At 72.9% G+C, this 19,209-nt stretch carries 20 protein-coding genes, 1 tRNA gene and 1 pseudogene; 13 read left to right on the plus strand and 9 right to left on the minus strand.

Going from position 1 to position 19,209, the window contains the following annotated elements:
• The first annotated feature begins 719 nt into the window (after nucleotides 1–719).
• Together IE172_RS07585 and IE172_RS07590 are read left to right on the plus strand one after the other, a co-directional pair.
• Nucleotides 720–2,207: a cation:proton antiporter gene (locus IE172_RS07585; RefSeq protein ID WP_190096308.1), complete on the plus strand. Its 1,488-nt coding sequence runs from the start codon at nucleotides 720–722 to the stop codon at nucleotides 2,205–2,207.
• Nucleotides 2,204–3,247, plus strand: a complete 1,044-nt coding sequence (locus IE172_RS07590) for an NAD-dependent epimerase/dehydratase family protein (protein WP_190096309.1) — start codon at nucleotides 2,204–2,206, stop codon at nucleotides 3,245–3,247. Before IE172_RS07585 ends, IE172_RS07590 begins: the two co-directional genes overlap by 4 nt.
• A gap of 60 nt (nucleotides 3,248–3,307) precedes the next feature.
• Here IE172_RS07590 and IE172_RS07595 read toward each other — a convergent pair whose 3' ends face one another.
• The 6 genes from IE172_RS07595 to IE172_RS07620 all read right to left on the minus strand — a co-directional run bounded on the left by IE172_RS07595 (nucleotide 3,308) and on the right by IE172_RS07620 (nucleotide 9,149).
• Complete coding sequence (locus IE172_RS07595; RefSeq protein ID WP_229885857.1) at nucleotides 3,308–4,639, minus strand: phenylacetate--CoA ligase family protein; 1,332 nt, start codon at nucleotides 4,637–4,639, stop codon at nucleotides 3,308–3,310.
• Entirely contained in the window at nucleotides 4,636–5,370 is a 735-nt protein-coding gene (locus tag IE172_RS07600) for a hypothetical protein (RefSeq protein WP_190096310.1), read from the minus strand. Before IE172_RS07600 ends, IE172_RS07595 begins: the two co-directional genes overlap by 4 nt.
• A gap of 1 nt (nucleotide 5,371) precedes the next feature.
• Nucleotides 5,372–5,734: a YybH family protein gene (locus IE172_RS07605; RefSeq protein WP_190096311.1), complete on the minus strand. Its 363-nt coding sequence runs from the start codon at nucleotides 5,732–5,734 to the stop codon at nucleotides 5,372–5,374.
• Between the two features lie 107 nt (nucleotides 5,735–5,841).
• Nucleotides 5,842–6,834 (minus strand): hypothetical protein, encoded by a 993-nt coding sequence (locus IE172_RS07610; protein WP_190096312.1) that lies wholly within the window; start codon nucleotides 6,832–6,834, stop codon nucleotides 5,842–5,844.
• Nucleotides 6,824–8,488: a nucleotidyl transferase family protein gene (locus IE172_RS07615; protein WP_229885859.1), complete on the minus strand. Its 1,665-nt coding sequence runs from the start codon at nucleotides 8,486–8,488 to the stop codon at nucleotides 6,824–6,826. The genes IE172_RS07610 and IE172_RS07615 overlap by 11 nt, the downstream gene beginning before the upstream one ends.
• A 52-nt stretch (nucleotides 8,489–8,540) precedes the next feature.
• Nucleotides 8,541–9,149 carry a response regulator transcription factor gene (locus IE172_RS07620; protein WP_190096313.1) on the minus strand — a complete coding sequence of 203 codons (609 nt, stop codon included), beginning with the start codon at nucleotides 9,147–9,149 and terminating at the stop codon, nucleotides 8,541–8,543.
• A gap of 164 nt (nucleotides 9,150–9,313) precedes the next feature.
• Here IE172_RS07620 and IE172_RS07625 point away from each other — a divergent pair, with 164 nt between their 5' ends.
• The 4 genes from IE172_RS07625 (at nucleotide 9,314) to IE172_RS07640 (ending at nucleotide 11,776) form a co-directional block, all read left to right on the plus strand.
• Nucleotides 9,314–9,949 (plus strand): sensor histidine kinase, encoded by a 636-nt coding sequence (locus IE172_RS07625; protein ID WP_190096314.1) that lies wholly within the window; start codon nucleotides 9,314–9,316, stop codon nucleotides 9,947–9,949.
• Between the two features lie 55 nt (nucleotides 9,950–10,004).
• Nucleotides 10,005–10,343, plus strand: coding sequence for a hypothetical protein (locus IE172_RS34390; protein ID WP_229885861.1), 339 nt, complete (start codon nucleotides 10,005–10,007; stop codon nucleotides 10,341–10,343).
• Between the two features lie 92 nt (nucleotides 10,344–10,435).
• The gene (locus tag IE172_RS07635; protein ID WP_229885863.1) at nucleotides 10,436–10,768 is read left to right on the plus strand and encodes a hypothetical protein; all 333 of its coding nucleotides are present in this window, start codon (nucleotides 10,436–10,438) and stop codon (nucleotides 10,766–10,768) included.
• Between the two features lie 270 nt (nucleotides 10,769–11,038).
• The gene (locus tag IE172_RS07640; RefSeq protein WP_190096316.1) at nucleotides 11,039–11,776 is read left to right on the plus strand and encodes a flavodoxin family protein; all 738 of its coding nucleotides are present in this window, start codon (nucleotides 11,039–11,041) and stop codon (nucleotides 11,774–11,776) included.
• Nucleotides 11,777–11,806: 30 nt separating this feature from the next.
• Here the strand turns inward: IE172_RS07640 and IE172_RS07645 are convergent, their stop codons facing one another.
• Nucleotides 11,807–12,712: a DUF3152 domain-containing protein gene (locus IE172_RS07645; RefSeq protein ID WP_190096317.1), complete on the minus strand. Its 906-nt coding sequence runs from the start codon at nucleotides 12,710–12,712 to the stop codon at nucleotides 11,807–11,809.
• Nucleotides 12,713–12,876: 164 nt separating this feature from the next.
• Here IE172_RS07645 and IE172_RS07650 point away from each other — a divergent pair, with 164 nt between their 5' ends.
• The 6 genes from IE172_RS07650 (at nucleotide 12,877) to IE172_RS07675 (ending at nucleotide 17,381) form a co-directional block, all read left to right on the plus strand.
• Entirely contained in the window at nucleotides 12,877–13,563 is a 687-nt protein-coding gene (locus tag IE172_RS07650; RefSeq protein WP_190096318.1) for a response regulator transcription factor, read from the plus strand.
• Between the two features lie 233 nt (nucleotides 13,564–13,796).
• Nucleotides 13,797–15,221 carry a sensor histidine kinase gene (locus IE172_RS07655; RefSeq protein WP_229885865.1) on the plus strand — a complete coding sequence of 475 codons (1,425 nt, stop codon included), beginning with the start codon at nucleotides 13,797–13,799 and terminating at the stop codon, nucleotides 15,219–15,221.
• Nucleotides 15,218–15,802 carry a hypothetical protein gene (locus tag IE172_RS07660; RefSeq protein WP_190096319.1) on the plus strand — a complete coding sequence of 195 codons (585 nt, stop codon included), beginning with the start codon at nucleotides 15,218–15,220 and terminating at the stop codon, nucleotides 15,800–15,802. The genes IE172_RS07655 and IE172_RS07660 overlap by 4 nt, the downstream gene beginning before the upstream one ends.
• A gap of 100 nt (nucleotides 15,803–15,902) precedes the next feature.
• Nucleotides 15,903–16,169 carry a ribbon-helix-helix domain-containing protein gene (locus IE172_RS07665; protein WP_190096320.1) on the plus strand — a complete coding sequence of 89 codons (267 nt, stop codon included), beginning with the start codon at nucleotides 15,903–15,905 and terminating at the stop codon, nucleotides 16,167–16,169.
• Nucleotides 16,166–16,609, plus strand: coding sequence for a PIN domain-containing protein (locus tag IE172_RS07670; protein WP_190096321.1), 444 nt, complete (start codon nucleotides 16,166–16,168; stop codon nucleotides 16,607–16,609). Before IE172_RS07665 ends, IE172_RS07670 begins: the two co-directional genes overlap by 4 nt.
• Before the next feature lie 442 nt (nucleotides 16,610–17,051).
• On the plus strand, nucleotides 17,052–17,381 hold the full coding sequence (locus tag IE172_RS07675) for a hypothetical protein (protein WP_190096322.1): 330 nt from the start codon (nucleotides 17,052–17,054) through the stop codon (nucleotides 17,379–17,381).
• Nucleotides 17,382–17,809: 428 nt separating this feature from the next.
• Here IE172_RS07675 and IE172_RS07680 read toward each other — a convergent pair whose 3' ends face one another.
• Complete coding sequence (locus IE172_RS07680) at nucleotides 17,810–18,253, minus strand: hypothetical protein (RefSeq protein ID WP_190096323.1); 444 nt, start codon at nucleotides 18,251–18,253, stop codon at nucleotides 17,810–17,812.
• An 80-nt stretch (nucleotides 18,254–18,333) separates the two neighbouring features.
• Here IE172_RS07680 and IE172_RS07685 point away from each other — a divergent pair.
• Nucleotides 18,334–19,002, plus strand: a pseudogene (locus IE172_RS07685) (tyrosine-type recombinase/integrase); the annotation flags it as partial.
• A gap of 49 nt (nucleotides 19,003–19,051) precedes the next feature.
• Here IE172_RS07685 and IE172_RS07690 read toward each other — a convergent pair.
• Nucleotides 19,052–19,125 (minus strand) — tRNA-Gly (locus tag IE172_RS07690).
• Between the last annotated feature and the right edge of the window lie 84 nt (nucleotides 19,126–19,209).

Below are 19,209 nucleotides of genomic sequence, written 5' to 3' on the forward strand. Positions count from 1 at the left end.
ACCTCCCGCCCCCGCCGCCCGCCCACCCCGCCCGCAGCCCTCGCCGCACCTGTCGCGTCCGCCGCGCCAACGGCATCCGCCGCGTCCGCGGTGCCCGCCAGACCTGCGGCACCCGTAGCCGTCGCCGCGCCTGCCGCGTCGGTCGTGCCCGCCGCGCCCGCCGTGTCGATGGTCCCCGCCGCACCGGTCGCACCGGTCGCACCAGTGGCATGTGCGGCACCTGGCGCGCCTGCCGCGCCAACGGCATCCGCCGCGTCCGCGGTACCCGCTGCGCTTGCGGCACCCGTAGCCGTCGACGCGCCTGCCGCGACGGTCGCGCCCGCCGCGTCGACGGTCCCCGCCGCACCGGTCGCACCAGTGGCATCTGCGGCACCTGTCGCGCCTGCCGCGCCGACATCCGCCGCGTCCGCGGTACCCGCTGTGCTTGCGGCACCCGTAGCCCTCGTCGCGCCCTCGACGCCGACCGCCCCAGCCGCGCCCGCCGCGTCCGCCGTGTCGACCGTCTCCGCACCCGCAGCATCTGCGGCACTCGCCGAGCCTGCGGCACCCGCGCCTGCCGCGTCGAGGGCACCCGCCCCGCCTGCCGCGCTGACGGCGCCTGCCACCCCGGCCGATCGGGCCGAACCGGCCGCCCGCGCCGCGCAGGCCGAAGCCGCCGCCCCGGCCGCCCCCGCCGCGCCGGTGGCGGCCCCGGCCCCCGACAACCCAGGAGTCCTCCGATGAACGACGACCGCACCCGCCGCGCCGGGACTCCCGCATGGCGCGGCATCGTCTACCCCCTGCTGCTCTCGGCCGTCGCCCTGGGCGTGCTCCTCGCCGTGCTCGGGCTCGGGATCGGTGCCCCCGACCCGGTCGCGGCGGAGACGGCGCGCGGGGGCGCCCCGCCGGCCGCCGCCGCGCACGCCGGCGAGACGGTCCTCAGAGTGGTGGCCGCCATCGCCGCCGTCGCCGCGGCCGCGTTCGGCGGCGGTCTCCTCGCCCGTCGCCTCGGCCAGCCGCCGGTCATCGGGGAGATCGCCACCGGCCTGCTGCTCGGCCCGTCCTTCCTGGCCGGACTCTGGCCCGCCGCGACCGAACTGTTCTACCCGGAGTCGGCGGAGCCCGTGCTCGGCCTGCTCGCCCAGGCGGGCCTGATCCTGTTCATGTTCGCGGTCGGCTCCGAGTTCGACGCCTCCCAGCTGCGCCGCAGCGGCCGGGTGGTGGGCGCCGTCAGCCAGGGCAGCATGATCGTCCCGTTCGCCCTCGGGGTGGTCTCCGCGGGCCTGGTGTACCGGGAGTTCGCCGCCGACGGGATCGGGTTCGTACCCTTCGCGATCTTCCTCGGTACGGCGATGAGCATCACCGCCTTCCCGGTGCTCGCCCGGATCGTGCAGGAGTCGGGCCTGGCCCGGCACCCGCTCGGCACCATGGCCATGACCTGCGCGGCCGCCTGCGACGTGATCGCCTGGTGCGCCCTGGCCACGGCCCTGGCGGTGGCCGGAGCGGGCAGCGTCTGGGGCGCGGGCGGCACCGTGCTCCTCGCGGCGGCGTTCGCGGTGGCCGTCCTGGCCCTCGGCCGGCCGCTGGCGCGGGCCGCCGACCGCTGGGCGGACCGGGTGGGAGTGCCGTCCACGGCCCGTCTCCTCGCGCTGCTGCTGCTCGCCTTCTCGCTCGCCCGGGTCACCGATCTGATGGGCGTCCACTCGATCTTCGGGGCGTTCCTCGCCGGTCTGCTCGTGCCGCACCGCTCCGGCAGTGAGCTGACCGCCGTGCAGCTGCGCCTGGACACGCTCAACCGGCGGCTGCTGCTGCCGCTGTTCTTCGTGTCCGTCGGCATGACGGTCGACCTCACCCGGGTGACCGCGAACGGCGCGCTGCTCGTCGCCGGGGCCGTCGCCGTCGTCACGGCCGTGGCCGGAAAGCTCGTCGGGACCGGCCTCACCGCCCGTTCCTGCGGCCTGTCCTGGCGGATGTCGCTCGGTCTGGGCGTCCTGCTCAACGCGCGGGGCGTCACCGAGGTCGTGGTGCTCCGCGCGGGGCTCGACGCGGGACTGATCAACCAGAACGCCTTCACCGTCCTGGTCGTGATGGCCCTGCTGACCACCGTGATGACCGGCCCCGCGCTCCATCTCCTCAAGCTGTCCCGGCGGCCGTCGGCAGCCCCCGTCGCCCCCCTCCGCTTCGCCGCCTCCCCCCAGCGGGAGCAGTTGGAAAGGAACTCCGCATGAACACCGTGACCCCCGCCTCCCCCGTCTCGCTCGTGACCGGAGGGGCCGGCTTCATCGGCTCCCACGTCACCCGTGAACTCCTGGCCCGCGGCCACCGCGTGATCGTCCTCGACGACCTCAGCGGCGGCACCGCCGCCAACGTCCCGGACGGCGCCGAGTTCCGGCACGCCAGCGTCTGCGACCCCGAGGTCGTCGACGCCGTCTTCGCCGCCCACCGCATCGACTACGTCTTCCACCTCGCCGCCTACGCCGCCGAGGGCCTGAGCCACTTCATCAAGCGCTTCAACTACATGAACAACGTGGTCGGCAGCGTCAACCTGATCAACGCCGCCGTCAACGCGGGCACCGTGAAGTGCTTCGTGTTCACGTCGTCCATCGCGGTGTACGGGGCCAACCAGCTGCCGATGAGCGAGGACCTGGTGCCGGCGCCGGAGGACCCGTACGGCATCGCGAAGTTCTCCGTGGAGCAGGAACTGCGCGTCAGCCACGAGATGTTCGGCCTCCCGTACGTCATCTTCCGCCCGCACAACGTCTACGGCGAGTACCAGAACATCGGCGACCGCTACCGCAACGTCATCGGCATCTTCATGAACCAGGCCCTGCGCGGCGAGGAGTTCACGGTCTTCGGCGACGGCGAGCAGACCCGGGCCTTCAGCTACATCAAGGACGTGGCGCCGGCCATCGCCCGCTCGGTGGAGCTGCCCGGGGCGTACAACGAGATCTTCAACATCGGCGGCGACCGCGTCTACAGCGTCAACCGCATCGCCGCCGCGGTCTGCGAGGCCATGGGGGTGGAGCTGCGCGTCCGCCACCTCCCGGAGCGCAACGAGGTGCGCGACGCGTACGCCACGCACGAGAAGGCGGGCAAGGTCTTCGGCACGCCCGGCCCGCCCGTCGGGCTGGAGGAGGGCATCGGGCGCATGGCCGCCTGGGTCAAGGAGGTGGGCCCGCAGGAGCCGTCGGTGTTCTCGGGCATCGAGGTGGTCCGCAACCTGCCCCCGTCCTGGCGGGCGGCCCTGGAGGAGCGGCGCACCATCTGAGCGCGGCGGTGCGGCCGTGACGGGGACCCCGCGTCACGGCCGCACCACCGGGGGACCGCGTCAGTCCGTCCCCCGGGCCCGCACCTTCACGATCTTGATCTTGCCGTTGGGCTCCGGGGCGATCTCCTCGACCCGGTGGACCTCCACGTCGAAGTCGGGCACCGCGTCCCGCACCGCCCGCCGGATCCGCCCGGTCACCGAGTCGTCCGCGCCCGGCGCGAGCACCGTACGGACGGTGACCTGGGCGGGCCGCTCCTGCACCAGCTGCATGCGGGCGACCTCGGGGAAGTCCTGCACCTTGTAGGTGAGGAAGTCGGCGTAGAACTCCCGTCCGTCCCGGCCCCGGAACCGGTCCTGGCTGCGGCCCTGCACCCGCTCCACGACCGGGGTGCGGCGCCCGCAGCCGCACGTGTCCGGACCCACCGTCACCCGGTCGCCGAGCCGGTAGCGGATCAGCGGCATCGCCTCGCTGTGCAGCCGGGTCACCAGGATCTCGCCCTCGACGCGGCGGCTGCCGTCGGCGAGCACGGCGGTGCCGTCCTCCTGCTCCAGCTCGACCACCACGTCCGCGGAGCGCAGGTGCAGCGCGCCGCGCCGGCAGGTGCGGGCCACCGTGAACACCTCGACGGAGGCGTACACCTCGTGGAACCGGGCGCCCAGATGGCCGAGCACCCGGGCCCGCGCGGTCGGCGTGAGCCGCTCACCCCCGAACAGCACGTGGTGCACACCCCGGTGCCGTTCCCCCCGCCGTTCCAGCTCCTCCACCACGGAGGCGATCACGTTGGGGAAACCGACCAGGAAGGTGGGGCGGGCCGCGAGGAACGCCTCGACCTGCTCGTCCAGGGTCCTGCTCGTGTCGATGTGGAAGCTGCGCAGCAGACCGAACCGTTCCAGCGGGTGGCGCAGGAACGGATTGACCCGGAAGTACGCCATCCGGTCCCAGGGCCGCAGCCCCGACGCGAGCATGTCGTACAGGTACGAGGCGCGCAGATACCCCAGGTCCCGCTCCGAGTTGCGGATGGTGATCGGCACGCCGGACGAGCCGCTGGTGGTGCCCGCCTTGGTGTTGCGGGTGGTGAACCCCTCGGCGAGCAACCGCTCGGGGGCGCTGTCGTGGAGCTCGGTCCGGTCGAGCACGGGCAGGGCCGGCAGGTCCTCGGGACCCCGGAAGGCGGCCGCCGTGCCCGGTGCGATCAGCTCACGGTAGCGCGGCACGTGCGCCTGCGCGTGCCGGACCAGACGCACCAGGAGCCGCCGCTGCTCGGCGGCGAGCCGGGCGGCGCCGGCCCGTTCCAGGCGGTGGGCGCGGAGCAGGCTGCCCAGCACGGGGCCCAGGCGCATGACGGGGGAGACGGCCGACGGGGTCGGAGTGGTCGGGGTGGTCGGGGTCATCGTGGGCTCCGGACGGGCCGCAGGACGGGACCGCCGTGGCGGGGGCAGCGCTCCGGACGGAACGCCCCGCCACCCTCCGGCTCGGCGTGGACGAAGGTGGGACGGCGACGCCTCAGCAGGGTGAGGACGGTGCTGCCGTCCAGGGCGCGGGCGTGCACCCGGGCCGTGTCGAGGTGCAGCTCGCCGCAGTCGGGGGCCACCGCGCCCAGGTAGCCGAGCCACGGCTCGTACCAGAGTGAGCCCGGGGCCGGCGGGGCGACGGCCGCCGCCGCGAGGCCGAAGCGTGCCACGCCCACCACACCGTCCGGGTACGGACCGTCCGCCCACCCCGGGTCACCGACCACGAGCGCGGGCCCCTCGGGCAGCGCCCGCCGCGTCGGCCCGCCGTCGGTCTCGGCGGTGGCGTCCAGCAGCACCCGCCAGGTGGTCCCGTACGCCCTCACCGGGTCGCGCAGCGAACGCGCCACCTCGTACACGTCGACGCCCCGGACGGGGTGCCCGGCGATCCGGAGCGCCTCGCGCAGCTCGGCGACGTGGTCGCGGGGCGGGCGGCCGGGGTCCCGGCGCGGCAGCAGCGCCGCGTCGAGCGGCATCAGCAGGTGCCGCCGCAGCCGCGCCTCGTCGCGGGTCAGCGGCGGCAGCGTCCCGGTGGCGGCGTACCGCTCGCGGTAGTGCGGCACCGTGCGCAGCGCACGGTGCACGGTGCGGTCGTACGGCTGGGTGAGGCGCATCTCAGCACGAGGTGTTCTGGTCGTGGACGAGCAGCCACTCCCCGCCGCCGCGGGCGAAGACCAGGCTGAGCAGATGGCGCAGCGCGTACGGCCGGCCCTCCGCGTCCAGGTCCCGGTAGTCGACGGCGAGGATCACGACGGCGGTGTCCGCCAGTTCGAGGGTGCGGACGGTCTCCGTCGTCATGCTCCAGTCGGGGTCCTGGAACCAGCCCTCGTGGAAGGACCGGATCTCGTCGGTCCCGGTGACCGTGTGGCCGTTGGGGAGGATGAGCGTGGCGTCGGGGTGCACGGTGCGCAGGAAGGCGTCCACGTCGCGGTCGCGGATCGCGGCGAGGTGACGGTCCAGGGCGGTGGTGAAGTCCATGGTGCTCTTTCTCGTTCGTCGGTGGTCCGCACGTCCCGCGGGCGCGGGGTGCGGAGTGGGGAAGCGGTGGTGCGGCGGAAGCCGGCGGGGTGGTGCGGTGGTGCGGGTCAGAACGGGGCCGCCACGGCGTACCGGGCGACGGCGGCCGCGCCGAACGACTCCTTGAGCGCGGCCATGCCGGGGCCGAGTGCGAGGGCGGGCACCCGGAGGGCGATCATCCGGTCGATCTCCCGCAGGTACAGGTCGAAGTAGAGGTCGCGGGTGCTGTCCGAGCCGGTCACCGTCGTCGCCCAGCCGGCCGGTGTCTCCAGGACCAGGTCGAAGGAGACGGGCAGCCCACGCTCCCCGTCCAGGTGGGCGAAGTAGCAGGCGCCCGGATGCGCGTTGAGCCGTTCGAAGTAGACCGGGAGCAGGGGCACGACCCCGGCCGGACGCCGGGTGTGCTTCATCCGGGTCAGCTGGTCGAGCCGTCCCGCCCGTACCGGGTCGATCGCCGGGAGACCGGTGCCGACCGTCAGACCGGCGTGGTCGTCGATCCGCTGCCGCAGCGCCGTCAGGCGGCGGCGCCTGGCACGCGGCAGCCCGGCGAGGTAGGCGTCCGTCGACCCCCAGCGGTTGCGCAGGACCATGGTGGGCGCGGTGGGACGGGTCAGCCGCAGCGGACCGCCGAGCACCTCCAGCTCCCGTGCCTCGGCGTCCAGGTGCAGCACCCCCAGGCAGCGCGCGCCGAGCCGGCGGCGCAGCGCCCGCTCGAAGGCGCGGGTCGCGGCGCGCCGGCCCCCGGCGTCGAGCCCGGGGGCGTACAGCCGGCCCGCGCTGAAACTGTTCGGCAGGTGGACCTGGAACCAGCCCGGCGTCAGGGCCCGCCCCGCGGGCCGGTACCTCGGCAGCACCGGCCGCACCCCGAGCCGCCCGCAGAACGCGGCCACCGGTTCGTCCCCGTCCCGCACCAGCCCGCCGTACACGGGCCGGGGGCTGCCCAGCGCCGCGGCCTCCAGCAGCGGCCCGTCCCACAGAGCGGGGCCCCCGAGGGAGCGGACGAAGGCGTCCCAGCCGTCGGGTACGGGCCCGCCGCCGGGCGTGAAGATCTCAACCCGCACGGACCGCGACCTCCTCCCGCACGGACACGGACCGAGGTGGGGCGGGCTGCCCGGCGGACGCGAACACCCGTTCCCGCAGCGGCCGTTCGCCGTTCTCGCGATAGGCGGCCAGCGCGTCGGCGACGGCCCGCGGGCCGAGCGCGTCGACGAGCGTGTCCAGCCGGGGCCCGCGCTCCGTGCCGAACAGCGCCCGGTAGATCTCCCGGAACTCCGCGACGGTCCGCTCCGCGCGGGGCGCGCCGGGACCGGTGTGCGCCCTCAACTGCTCGATGAGCACGTCGACGGCCCGGCCCGGCGCCGCGGCCGGCCCCGCCTCGCCCCCGTAGCGGCCGGCTCCGTGCGTGGCGAGCCAGGCACCCGCGTGGGCGACCCGCTCGGCCAGCAGCCCCCGGTCGCAGCCGTCGTGCCGCCGCGTCAGATGGGCCAGCGCCGCCTCCGGGTCACCGCCGTGGGCGTACAGCGCCCCGACGACGGTACGCATCCTGGGCAGGGCGGCGCGGGCCGCCGGGTCCTCGTCGCTCAGCAACTCCCACAGCACCCGGGCCCGCCCGTCACCGGGCACCGCCCGCAGGAACCGGTCGAACGCGTCGTACGCGCCGAAGAACACGTCCGCCCCGAACCCGATCCGCAGGTCCGCCAGGCAGTTGCGGTGCGCGTACAGCCACAGCACCATCGGCGCGGGATGCACCGCGAGCAGGTCACGCACGTACGGCCCGTCCCCGCTCGATCCGGAGATCTTGCCCGTGCCGCGCCCGCCGCGCACCAGGCCGTAGGGGACGATCACCGGCTGCGCCAGGCCCAGGTACCCGTCGTACACCGGCCGGGTGCGGTCCATGGTGCTGCCCGCGCTGCAGTGGTCCTGGCCGGCCGGCTCGCAGTCGATGCCCTCGTGCGCGACCCGCAGCGTCCAGTCCAGGGCCCAGGACGGTTTGACCCGCTCCGGCCCGGTCACGGTGAGCCGTGCGCCGCAGGACCGGCAGTGGTAGCGCGCCGACGCGGCGTCCAGCCGGTGGATCTCGGTGGTGCCGCGGCCGCACTGCAGGCAGTACACCGCGAACAGGTCCCGGCCGTCCGCCCTGCCGAGCAGTCCGGCCAGCCGCCCCGCGTCCCGCTGGTAACGGCGCTGGAGCTCCCGGTAGACACCGGCCCGGTAGCGCTCGTACTGGTAGTGCGTCTCCCACGCCCCGCCCGGCGGCATCCGCCCGTCCGCGTCGGCCCCGGCGGGCAGGATGCCCGCCGCCCGCAGCTCCGCGACGTAGGCCCGGCAGATCCGGGTGGCCCGCTCCCGGTGCGCCGCGAGCGGCCGCCCCCCGTGGCCGGCCAGCTCCGGGTCCCGGGCCGCCTGGCTCTCCCGCACCGGGTCGTAGTCGTCGAAGCTCAGCAGGATCGCGGACCGGCGGCCCATCCGGGTCAGCGCCCGGTGCACCAGGTGCGCGCACACGGTGTCCCGGAAGTTCCCGACGTGGAAGTAGCCGGTCGGCGACATGCTGGTCTGGATCAGGATGCGGTGCTGCGGCGGATGCCGGTCGGCGAGCCGCCGCGCGTAGTCGAGCGCCCAGTGCGGCGCGGTACGGTCCTGCGCGTGCAGGTCGCGACGGCGGGCCGCGCCCTCGGCGACCGCGCTCCGCCCCCGCACCCGTCGTGTCCTTGGCATGGCGCCAGTAGAGCGCGCCCCCCGATAAACGGCCTATACGGCACCGCCCGGGTCAGGCCAGCCAGCCGTTGTCCCGCGCGATGCGCAGCGCGTCGACGCGGTTGCGGGCGCCGAGCTTGTTCACGACCGTGGTGAGGTAGTTGCGCACCGTCCCCACGGAGAGGCTGGTGGTGGCGGCGATCTGGGCGGTGTCGGCCCCCTCCGCCACCCGGGCGAGCACCTCGACCTCCCGCTCGGTCAGCGGACTGTCGCCGATCTCCCAAGCGGCCATGGCCAGTTCGGGATCGATCACCCGCCGGCCCGCGCCGACCCTGCGCACCCCGTCGAGCAGTTCGTCGGGTGAGGCGTCCTTCGGCAGGAACCCCGCCACCTGCGCGTCCAGCGCCCGCCACAGCGTGCCGGGCCGCGCCATCCCGGTGAGGATCAGCGTGCGGCACCCGGGCGCCTGGTCCCGCAGTAGCGCGGCGGCGGCGATCCCGTCCATCCCCGGCATGTCGATGTCGAGGACCGCGGTGTCCGCCCCCGTGCGGAGCACCGCGGGCAGCACCTCGCTCCCGCTGCCGACCTGCGCCACGACCTCCAGGTCCGGCTCCAGATCGAGCAGCGCGGCGAGCGCCACCCGGATCATGTGCATGTCCTCGGCCAGCACGATCCGCTGCACGGCTTCCCCCTCCCGTCGCACGGCTCCCCCTCGTCCCGGGGCCCCGCGCCCTGTCTACCACCGCGCCGACCGACCCGCCGAGCCCGTATAGCTCAGTGATAGCGGGCCGGGCGAAGCTCCCGGGAAAGCCGCGGCAGCCGGGTACGCGGCGGAACGGGGGAGACATGAGCGAGGCGACCGAGACCACGGCAACGGCCGTCGTGACCGATCCGCGCCGCATCGTCGTACGCGAACGGATCCGCTTCGCCCGGGACCTGCACGACCTGCTCGGCCCGCGCCTGTCCGCGATCACCCTCCAGTGCGAGCTGGCGCACCGTCACCTCGACGGACGGCCGGACACCGCACGCGACCAGCTCACGCAGGCCCTCTCGGGACTGCGCGGCATCCTTGAGGAGGCGCGGCGGGTGGCCCACGGCTACCACTGCCTCTCCCTGGAGACGGAACTCGCCTCGAACCGGGACCTGCTCCGGTCGGCCGGCGTCGAGACCGAGGTCACCCTGCCGGACACCGCGCTGCCCGCCCCCCTGCAGACGGTCCTCGCCACCACCGTCCGCGAAGCCGTCGCCAACGTCCTCACCCACAGCCGCGCCCGCCGCTGCCACCTCGCCGTCGAGACCGTCGCCGGAGCGGTACGCCTCACCGTCACCAACGACGGCGCCCCCCGCACCACCCCGCCGACCACCCCCGGCCTGGGCCTGCGCAGCCTGACCGAACGCATCACCGCGGCAGGCGGCACCCTCACCCACACCCACCTCCCCCCGTCCCACTACCTCCTGGAGGCCCGCTTTCCCCTGCGGTGACCGCGCGGGCGACCTCCCCGCCGAAGTACCGTCAGTTCGTCCGGAAGGGGGAGACATGGCGCTGGTCCGCAAGGGCTCACGACGGATCGTCGTCGACGGCACGGCCTACCGCTGGCGGCTTCGAGGCAGGCCGACCTACTCCCAGGGCCTGGCCCGGTCGCCGTGCACGTTCGCGGTCGAGCGCGCGGACACCCGGGGAGCGACGCTCCTGGTCACCACCGACCAGCCGCACCCGAGCAACTGGACGGGGCGGGTGGCCGAGCCCGTACTCCTGTGGGTCGAAGCCGCCCACCCCGCACCCGCACTGCTCCACCGCGTCGACCCCGCCAAGGGCCTCACGAACACCGACTTCTCCACGCTCACCGACTGGCTCGGAGCGGTCGCCCGTGGATGAACGAACGGGCGGTCGCCGCCGCGCCGACCGGGCTTGCGCCACCCGGCTGCCGCACCGCAGGATTCCCGTGGGGGTGACCAGTGGAACGGCACGTGTTGGAGCACCTGCTGACCGGTGACGACGCGGCGTCCGCGGCTGCTCTGGCCGCACTGCGCAGCGGCGCGACCTACACGGTGCGGGACTCGGCGCTCCCCTCGGAGCAGCATGCCGGGGTCTACGCACTCAGGCTCCGGCGCATGCGGCTGCGCGGAGTCGAACCTCTCGGCCTGGAGCGCATGGTGCGGATCCTCAGCGAGTACCGCGGGCCGGTGCGCGGAGGGCTGATGGACTCCGCCGACCAGAAGTGGACCTTCCTGCTCTACTTCACCGAAGACGGCAGCGCGCTGGTGGCCTGCGCCCGCCTGCAGCGATGGGTCGAGCGGTGACTGCTTCGGACCCTCGCGGACACGGGCGTGTGACCTGCGGTCGGGTCGCGAACGGCGTCCGAGCGGCCGGGCACGGCGGAGCGGGCGTGGCGCGTGACCGTGTCCGGCCGGGGGCCGTCCGAGAGAGCCGGAGAGCGGCACTCCAGCCCGGGGCCGGCCCCTGGAGGGCCGTTCGGATGCCCTGTGGTGGCGCCTGCCGGGGCCGGCCCACAGGCTGAACTCGGACATGCCGCGGCGCACCATGGGGCGGCAAGGCTCGAGGAGGACCGTGTGAACACTTCGTCGCCCGCCACCGACGCTCCGCCGGCCCGGTACGACGACCTGCGTGCCCTGGTGTTCAACTGCACCCTCAAGCGGTCGCCGGAGCCGAGCAACACCCAGGGACTGGTCGACCGCAGCGTCGCCATCATGGACGCGCAGGGAGTGCGGGTCGACGTCGTCCGGGCGGTGGACCACGACATCGCCACCGGGGTGTGGCCCGACATGACGGAGCACGGCTGGAAGACGGACGCCTGGCCGGAGTTGTACCAGCGGGTCCTGGCGGCCGACATCCTCGTGCTGGCGGGCCCCATCTGGCTGGGCGACAACAGTTCCGTGATGAAGCAAGTGATCGAACGCCTGTACGCCTGCTCCAGTCTGCTCAACGAGGCCGGTCAGTACGCCTATTACGGGCGGGTCGGCGGCTGCCTGATCACCGGCAACGAGGACGGTGTCAAGCACTGCGCGATGAACGTCCTCTACAGCCTGCAGCACCTGGGCTACACCATCCCCCCGCAGGCGGACGCCGGATGGATCGGCGAGGCGGGCCCCGGCCCCTCCTACCTCGACCCCGGCTCGGGCGGCCCGGAGAACGACTTCACCAACCGCAACACCACCTTCATGACCTGGAACATGCTGCACCTCGCCCGGGCGCTGAAGGATCTCGGCGGTATCCCCGCCTACGGAAACCAGCGCACCGCCTGGGACGCCGGCTGCCGCCACGACTACGAGAACCCCGAGCACCGGTGAGGCCCGGCCCCGCGAGGGGCCCGGCGCCGGTCAGACGGGCGGCCCGGTGACGAGGTCCCCCTTCTCGTCGTAGGGCCAGGCGTTGGCGACGCAGCCGTGCAGGCCCTTGATCTGCTGCATCATCACGGGGGCCGGTTGCCCGGCGCCCCCGCAGGTCACGTGCGAGTGGCCGAGGAAGTGCCCCATCTCGTGGTTGATGATCAGCGCCCGGTACTCGTCGATCGGCCCGTCGAAGGTGGGCGAGCCCTTGACCCAGCGCTTGAGGTTCACCACCACCCCTCCGGGAACCTCGCAGTTGTACTCGCCTCCGGTGTCCTGCTGGATGCCCGCCCAGCACAGGGCGTCCGCCGTCGCCGGTGTCGCGATCCTTATTGTGAGGTCGTGCGGCGATCCCGCGCCCACCAGCTGGAACGCGTTGTCCGGGTCGTGGGTCCAGCCCCGCCGGGAGGCGAGGATGTCGGCGATCTCGTTCGCCGCCTGGGACGCTGAGATGTCGAGTCCGGTCTCGACCTTCACCACGTAGCGCACCGGACGGGAGCCGCTGCCCACCGCCGCCCCACCGCCCTGCGCGGTGACGAACCTCCCGCTGCCCGCCGGGGGGACGTCGATCTCGGTCCGGCTCGCGGACGGGGAGGGGGTCGGTGTGGGAGTGGGAGGGGGTGTGGCGACGGGTGGGGGAGTGGCGGTGACGTGCGTGCTCCGCTGCTGCGGCGCACCGCTCGACGCGTCGCTCCGCCCGCCTCCCAGGAGGAACGCCGCCGAGCCCAGGAGGCCGGCGACCACCAGCAGGCCGACCAGCAGGTTCCGGCCCCGCCGGTGCGGCCGCCCCCGGCGACGGGAGGACCGGCGCCGGCGGCCGGCGCGGTGGCCGGCGCGGTGACCGGCCGCGGCGCTGCCGGTGGGGGGTGCGGACTGCCGCTGTCGTGCCGAATGCATGGCAGCTCAATCTGGTGATTCCAGATGATCGCGATGAGCCGGCACTGTCACGAAAAGGTAACGGCGCCCCGTGCTCCCCGGCCCGTGTGATCGTTGTGTAACGGCGGGCGGAGAGGAGTCTTCCTCCGGACCGTCGCCGCGCCCGGCCTGCCTACACTGCCGAAATGCCACGGGTCCTGATCGTCGAAGACGACCAAGATGTCCGCAGGGCCGTCCGACTGGGTCTGCGGCACCAGGGGCACGAGGTCCTGGCCGTGGAAACGGGTGAGGAAGGGCTGGAACAGCTCCTCCCCTTCCGGCCGGACGTCGTCGTGCTCGATCTCATGCTGCCCGGCATCTCCGGCCTGGACGTGTGCCGCCGGATCAGGGAACGCGACCAGGTGCCGATCATCATGGTGACGGCCAGGGGAGACGACATCGACGTGGTCGTGGGACTGGAGACCGGCGCGGACGACTACGTGGTGAAGCCCGTGCAGGCCCGGGTGCTCGACGCGCGGATACGGGCCGTACTGCGCCGGCAGGACGCGTCGCTGCCGGACGGCACCCGGCCCCGGGCGGAGACGCACGGCGAGCTGGTCGTCGACCGCGCCGGGCTCGTGGTGACGCACCGCGGCGAACCCGTCACCCTCGCCCCCTCCGAACTGCGGCTGCTGCTGACCCTGTCGGCCTCGCCCGGCCAGGTGTTCAGCCGACAGCAACTGCTGGAAGCGGTCTGGGAACACAGCTACCACGGCGACATACGGCTCGTGGACGCCTGCGTGAAGCGCCTGCGCAACAAGCTCGGTGAGGGCAGGGATCCCCGATACGTGCAGACCGTACGCGGATTCGGCTACCGCTTCGGCACCTCGTGAGCGACCGCACGTCCACGCGGACACGGCGGACACCGCGGGCACGGCGGACCGTACGGACGCGGAAGGCCGCCGGGGAGCGGAGAACCGCACCCGAGGCCCCCACGGCTGAAGAGCCCCCCGCCGCCGTACCGGGTGCCGGCCCCCGGCCGTTCCTCCGGGCGGCCCTGGCGCGTATCCCGCTCCCCCTGCGCGGCCTGCGCCCCCGCCTGCTGACGTCCTTCGTCCTGGTGGCCATGGCCAGCTCCCTGGGCACCGGGGCCCTCGCCTTCCGCGAGGCGCGCACGGGGGTGCTCCAGCAGAGCCAGGACTCCGTCATCAACCAGTTCCGCAGGAGCGTCGACGCCGTCGCGCCCTCCCTCCCCCTCGTCCCGGACCAGGCGGACCTCCAGTTCGCGGCGGACCAGGTGTGGGACGCGAACCGTTCCTCGGGCTGGCGGGTCATGGCCGCGTACGGCGGCCACCGCGCCTACGCGCCGAGCGCCGGCTTCACCGAGCCGAGCCCTGACATGCTCCGGTCCGTCCGGGACCGGCGTGCCGCGGTGTTCCAGCGGATGAACGTCGACGGGCGTCCTCGTCTCGTCGTCGGCATGCCCGTCACGTACACCTCGGGCGAGGGCACGGAGCCCAGGCTCTCCGGGTTCGTGATGTACCTGGAGGTCCCGCAGACCACCGAGGAGGGGTACGTCGAGGCCATGGTCAGCGGCATCGAGCGGGCCACCCTGGTGGCCCTGTGCCTCGCCGTCGTCCTGGCGCTGCTCGCCGCGAGCGGCGTACTGCGACCCGTCCGGGCGCTGCGCCGGGCGACGCGCCGGATGGCCGCGGGGCACCTCGACGTACGGCTGGACGTCACCGGATCCGACGAACTGGCCGACCTCTCCCAGTCGTTCAACGAGACGGCGGCCGAACTGGAACGGACCGTGGGGGAGCTGCGCCGCCTGGAGGCCCGGGGGCGCCGCTTCGTGGCGGACGTCTCCCACGAGCTGCGCACGCCGCTGGCGGCGATGTCGGCGGTCACCGACGTGCTGGACCTGGAGGGGGAAGGGGAGACCGGTGAGGCGCTGCGGCTCATCAGCGAGGGAACGAACCGGCTGAGCCGACTGGTGAACGACCTGATGGAGATCTCCCGTTTCGACGCGGGGGCGGCCGAACTCCACCGGGACGAGATCGACCTGGCCGAGTCCGTACGGCGCACCGTCGCCTCCCGGTGGCGGCCGGAACAGGTGGAGACCCGGCTGCCCGGACCGGGTGAGCTCCGTGCGCGCGTCGATCCGCGCAGACTGGACGTGGTGACGGCCAACCTGATCGGCAACGCGCTGCGGCACGGAGAGCCGCCCGTGCGGCTGACCATGGGAGTACGGGTGGACGGGGCGGGCACGGCGTGGGCCGTCATCGAGGTGACCGACAACGGACCGGGGATCGCCGAGGAGGCCCTGCCGCACATCTTCGAGCGGTTCTACAAGGCGAGCACCTCACGGGCCAGGAGCGAGAGCAGCGGGCTGGGTCTGGCCATCACGGCGGAGAACGTGCGCCTGCACGGGGGGCGCATCCGGGCGGCGAACCTGCCCCGGGGCGGCGCGGTGTTCACGGTCGACCTCCCGCTGCACCGCGACGACACCGACACCGACACCGAGGCCGAGGCCGACGGGGGCACCCGGTGAAGGGCTCGCGGACGGCAGCGCTGCTGTCGGGGCTCACGGCCGTGGCCGCGATGGCGCTCACGGCGTGCGGAGTCCCCCCGTCCGGTGTCATCGAGACCGGTGCGCCGGCGAGCGGCATGGTCTCCCCCAGTGCGACACCACCCTCGCGCACCACCGTCTCCCTCTTCTTCCTGCGCGACGGGGAGTTGACGCCCTATCCCCACCGGATCGACGACGCCGGGAACCTCGAAGCCGTCGTGCACCTGCTGTTCGAGGGTCCGGCCGCGAACGGGACCGCGACGGCCACCACGGAGCTGCCCCGCCTGACGGACGCGCCACGGGTGGTGGTCGCCGACGGCATCCTCTTCGTCCAGCTCCTCGGCAGGACGGCTCCGCTGAGCCGTCGGGCCATGCTCCAGCTGACGTGCACGGTGCACCACGCGGAAGCCGAAGGAGGCACCGCGCCCCGTTCCGCCCTGTCCCTCAGCCTCCATGTGCTCGGGGACGGATGGACGATGACGGAGTCGGACCACGCCTGCCCCGTCGTGCCCCGGCCACGGGCGCGACCGGAAGCACCGACCCCGCAGGAGCCCTCCGGCTGACCACCGGCCCCCGCCCAGGACCGGAACATGATGCGGTGCCCTTGGAACCGAAGGACGAGGCCTGGGTGTGTCAATCTGGTACATGGACTACCCTTGGTACATGTCCATGAAGCGCACGAACGTCTACGCCGACCCCGAAGACCTGGCGATCATCAAGGAGGCCGCGAAGCGCCGGGGAATAAGCGAAGCCGAGATCATCCGCCAGGGCATCCACCTGGCGGCCATGGCGAACAGGGTCTGGGACGAGCCGCTGTTCTCGCGCACCTTCGAGGGGGCGGGGCGCACGCCTTCCAGGTCGGAGGTCCGCGACGCGGTCGCCGACGCCGTCCGTCGTGAGACCGGCCCGGATTCCGGAACCGCCGCGTGATCATCGTCATCGCCGACACGTCCGGCCTCCTGGCGGCCCTCGACTCGGCTCACCCGGACCACCAGGCGGCGAACGAGGCCATCATGGCGGCCGGCCTCCTGGTCATGTCCCCGCTGCTGCTGGCCGAGCTGGATCACGTCGCCACGCGTGAGCTGGGCAGGGAGGCCGCCCTCGGCGCGGTCGACGACCTCCGGCGCTGGATGGGCCGAGGGCGTGTCGTCATGCCGGAGATCACGGAGGACCACCTGGGCGCCGCCCAGTCCGTCCGTGTCCGCTACCGTGCGCTCGACCTCGACCTCGCCGACGCGGTCAACGTGGCGCTCGCCGCCGACTACGACACGGACGCGATCCTCACCCTCGACCGACGCGACTTCCGGGCCGTACGCCCCTTGGGCCACCACAAGGCATTCCGGGTCCTCCCCGACGATCTCCCGCTCTGACCCAGGACCCTCCGCAGTCAAGCGCCCGTTCCCCCAAGGGACATGCGGCCTCCCGTGACGAGTGCTCGGTGAAAGCGCGGGTCGGTGCCGTGCAGCGGGGTGAGCGGCCTGGCGCCTCAGGGAACTCGTGTTCTCGGTACGCCCCATGATTCGGGTGCGGCAACGGCGCCCCAATGATCGAGCCCCAGGCCGATGGCCTGGGGCTCGAAGAAGAGCGGGTGACGAGAATCGAACTCGCGCTCTCAGCTTGGGAAGCTGAGGTGATCTACGGGCGATTGTCCGGCTGACCTGGGCGGGAGCGCTGCCGGCGTCCGATTGTGTGGGGGACCGGTACCCGGTGTTCCCCGTGGTTCCCCGCACGATCTGGCACGGGTCTGGCACGTCTGCCTTCTACGGACAGCAGAGCCGGAGTCGCTAGCATCCTCCATATCGAGGGGGAGTCATGACACTGGGGCGTAAGGGCGCACGGCGCATCGTCGTGGATGGCACGGCCTACCGCTGGCGGTTGCGTCGTCGGCCGACCTACGCTCAGGGCCTGGCCTGGTCACCGTGCACGTACGCGGTCGAGCACGCGGACGCTCCGGGGACGACGCTTGTGGTCACCACCAATCAGGCGCACCCGAGCAACTGGATCGGGCGCGAGGCTGAAGCGGTACTGCCCTCTGCCGTTGCCCGAGCCATCGAACGCGCCCTGTGCGAGGGCTGGATTCCAACGGCTTCAGGATCCCCCTTCCACCTCAACCTGTCCGCCGGCTTCACGCCCTGGCCCTAAGCGGAAGGTGAGCACCGCTTTAAGGAGTTCGTTCCCGGCTCGCTCCTGCTTGTGTCGTCGACTGCTGCGGTGGCCGGACAGAGTTGCTGACCTACGCCCCGTCGGGCGTCGTTGGTCGGGCGGTCGGCTCACCTCCACCAGGCATGCTGGTTGGAGCAGCCCCAGACCACCCGGCTCGGCTGTCGTCTTCTTCGCCGTGGCAGAGCGCCATACAGGGGTGCAGCGGAGTGTCTTGTCTCGGTTGATGCTTGACGTTGTGGCTTCACTTGATGTTTGACACCGCTTGCTTCGGCTTGGCGTGCGCGTCGTATACGCGTGCAGGGAGGGCCGGGGCCGTGCTGGTGGAGCTGAGCGTGGTCGAGCAGCGGTATCACAGTGGTCCGCAAGTCCGGCGAACACAACCGCCGAAAGATCGTGTGATCGCCGTGTCAGGAAGGTCCGGACGGCTGCTTGGACGGCCAGTTGGCCAGTCGGGCGCGGGCTTCCTGAGCAATGACCGGCCACGGGTCATCAACCAAGCCCGCAACCGCCGGCCACGGCGAGTGCGGATGGTTTGCTACGAGCCTCCGCACGGCGTCATGCGGATCGTCGACCAGCAGTTCCAGCAGCTCAGGCGGGCAGTTGCGTTTGCTGGCCACCCGGTCTCGGACCCGCCAATCCGGATCTTTGATCAGCTCGGCCAGGATGTCCGACGGCGCCGTCCTGTTATGGGCAGCCCAGACACGCATGTCGGGACGGTTGCGCACCAGGTCCCACCAGACTGAAAGCGGCATGGCTGCCCACGCCGAGCGGTTGTACTCCGCCGGGTCCTCGCTCTCCCGCAGCCGGATGAACTCCTCCACGGAGGTGATCTCAGGGAAACGGTCCGTCATGGCAGCCAGTAAGCCACGATGTCTAGGTCAGACGTCAAGCATCACCTGACGCCGAATCGTCAAGCATCATCTGAGACCCGACAGCGGCTGAGCGGCGCATCGCGACCGTTGCCCAGGTCGACGCCCTCGCCGAAGCCGTAGGCATGCGGTGGCGGCTCATGGTCCATCTCGGCGCGTACGGTCCGATGCGGCCGGAAGAACTGGCCGGCCTCCGCCGCCGAGACGTCGACCTCAACAACCTCCGCGTCCGCGTCCGCCTCGCCGAGCCGGAACGGATGAACGGGCGTCGCGTCCAGGGCGACACCAAATCCGAGGCGGGCACCCGGACTGCGATTCTTCCCGCGTTCCTCCGCCGGGAGCTCCGCTGGCACCTGGAGAGCTACGCCGAGCCGGGCCCGGACGGGCTGATCTTCGTCGGGGAGAAGGGCGCTCCCTTCCGGCGCAGCACCTTCGGGCGGAAGTGGCGGAAGGCGCGTGAGGCCGTCGGCATGTCAGAGGGCTTCCGGTTCTACGATCTCCGGCACACCGGGCACACCCTGTCCACGCGCTCCGGTGCCACGCTCAAAGACACCATGGTCCGTGCCGGGCAGCCCTCGGAGAAGGCGGCGCTGATCTATCAGCACTCCGACGACGAGAGGCAAGAGGAGGTCGCCGCCGGGCTGGATGCCACCGTGCGGAAGGCGCGGGCCGCTGCCAGGGAGAAGCAGCCCGACAGGCCTTCTGGCACGAATGTGGCACGCGGCGAGTGATCGCAGAGCACAGCAGAAAGGCCCGGGTCTGTGACCTGGGCCTTCTTCGTGGAGCGGGTGACGAGAATCGAACTCGCGCTCTCAGCTTGGGAAGCTGATGTTCTACCATTAAACTACACCCGCGAAAGATCCAGACCCCGCCGTACGAGTGGTGTCCGGACGCTCGCTCACTCTACCCCATGGCAGGCTCCCGGTGTTCAAGGCCCG

The sequence above is a fragment of the Streptomyces griseoflavus genome (assembly GCF_014649995.1).
Classification (GTDB): Bacteria; Actinomycetota; Actinomycetes; order Streptomycetales; family Streptomycetaceae; genus Streptomyces; species Streptomyces griseoflavus.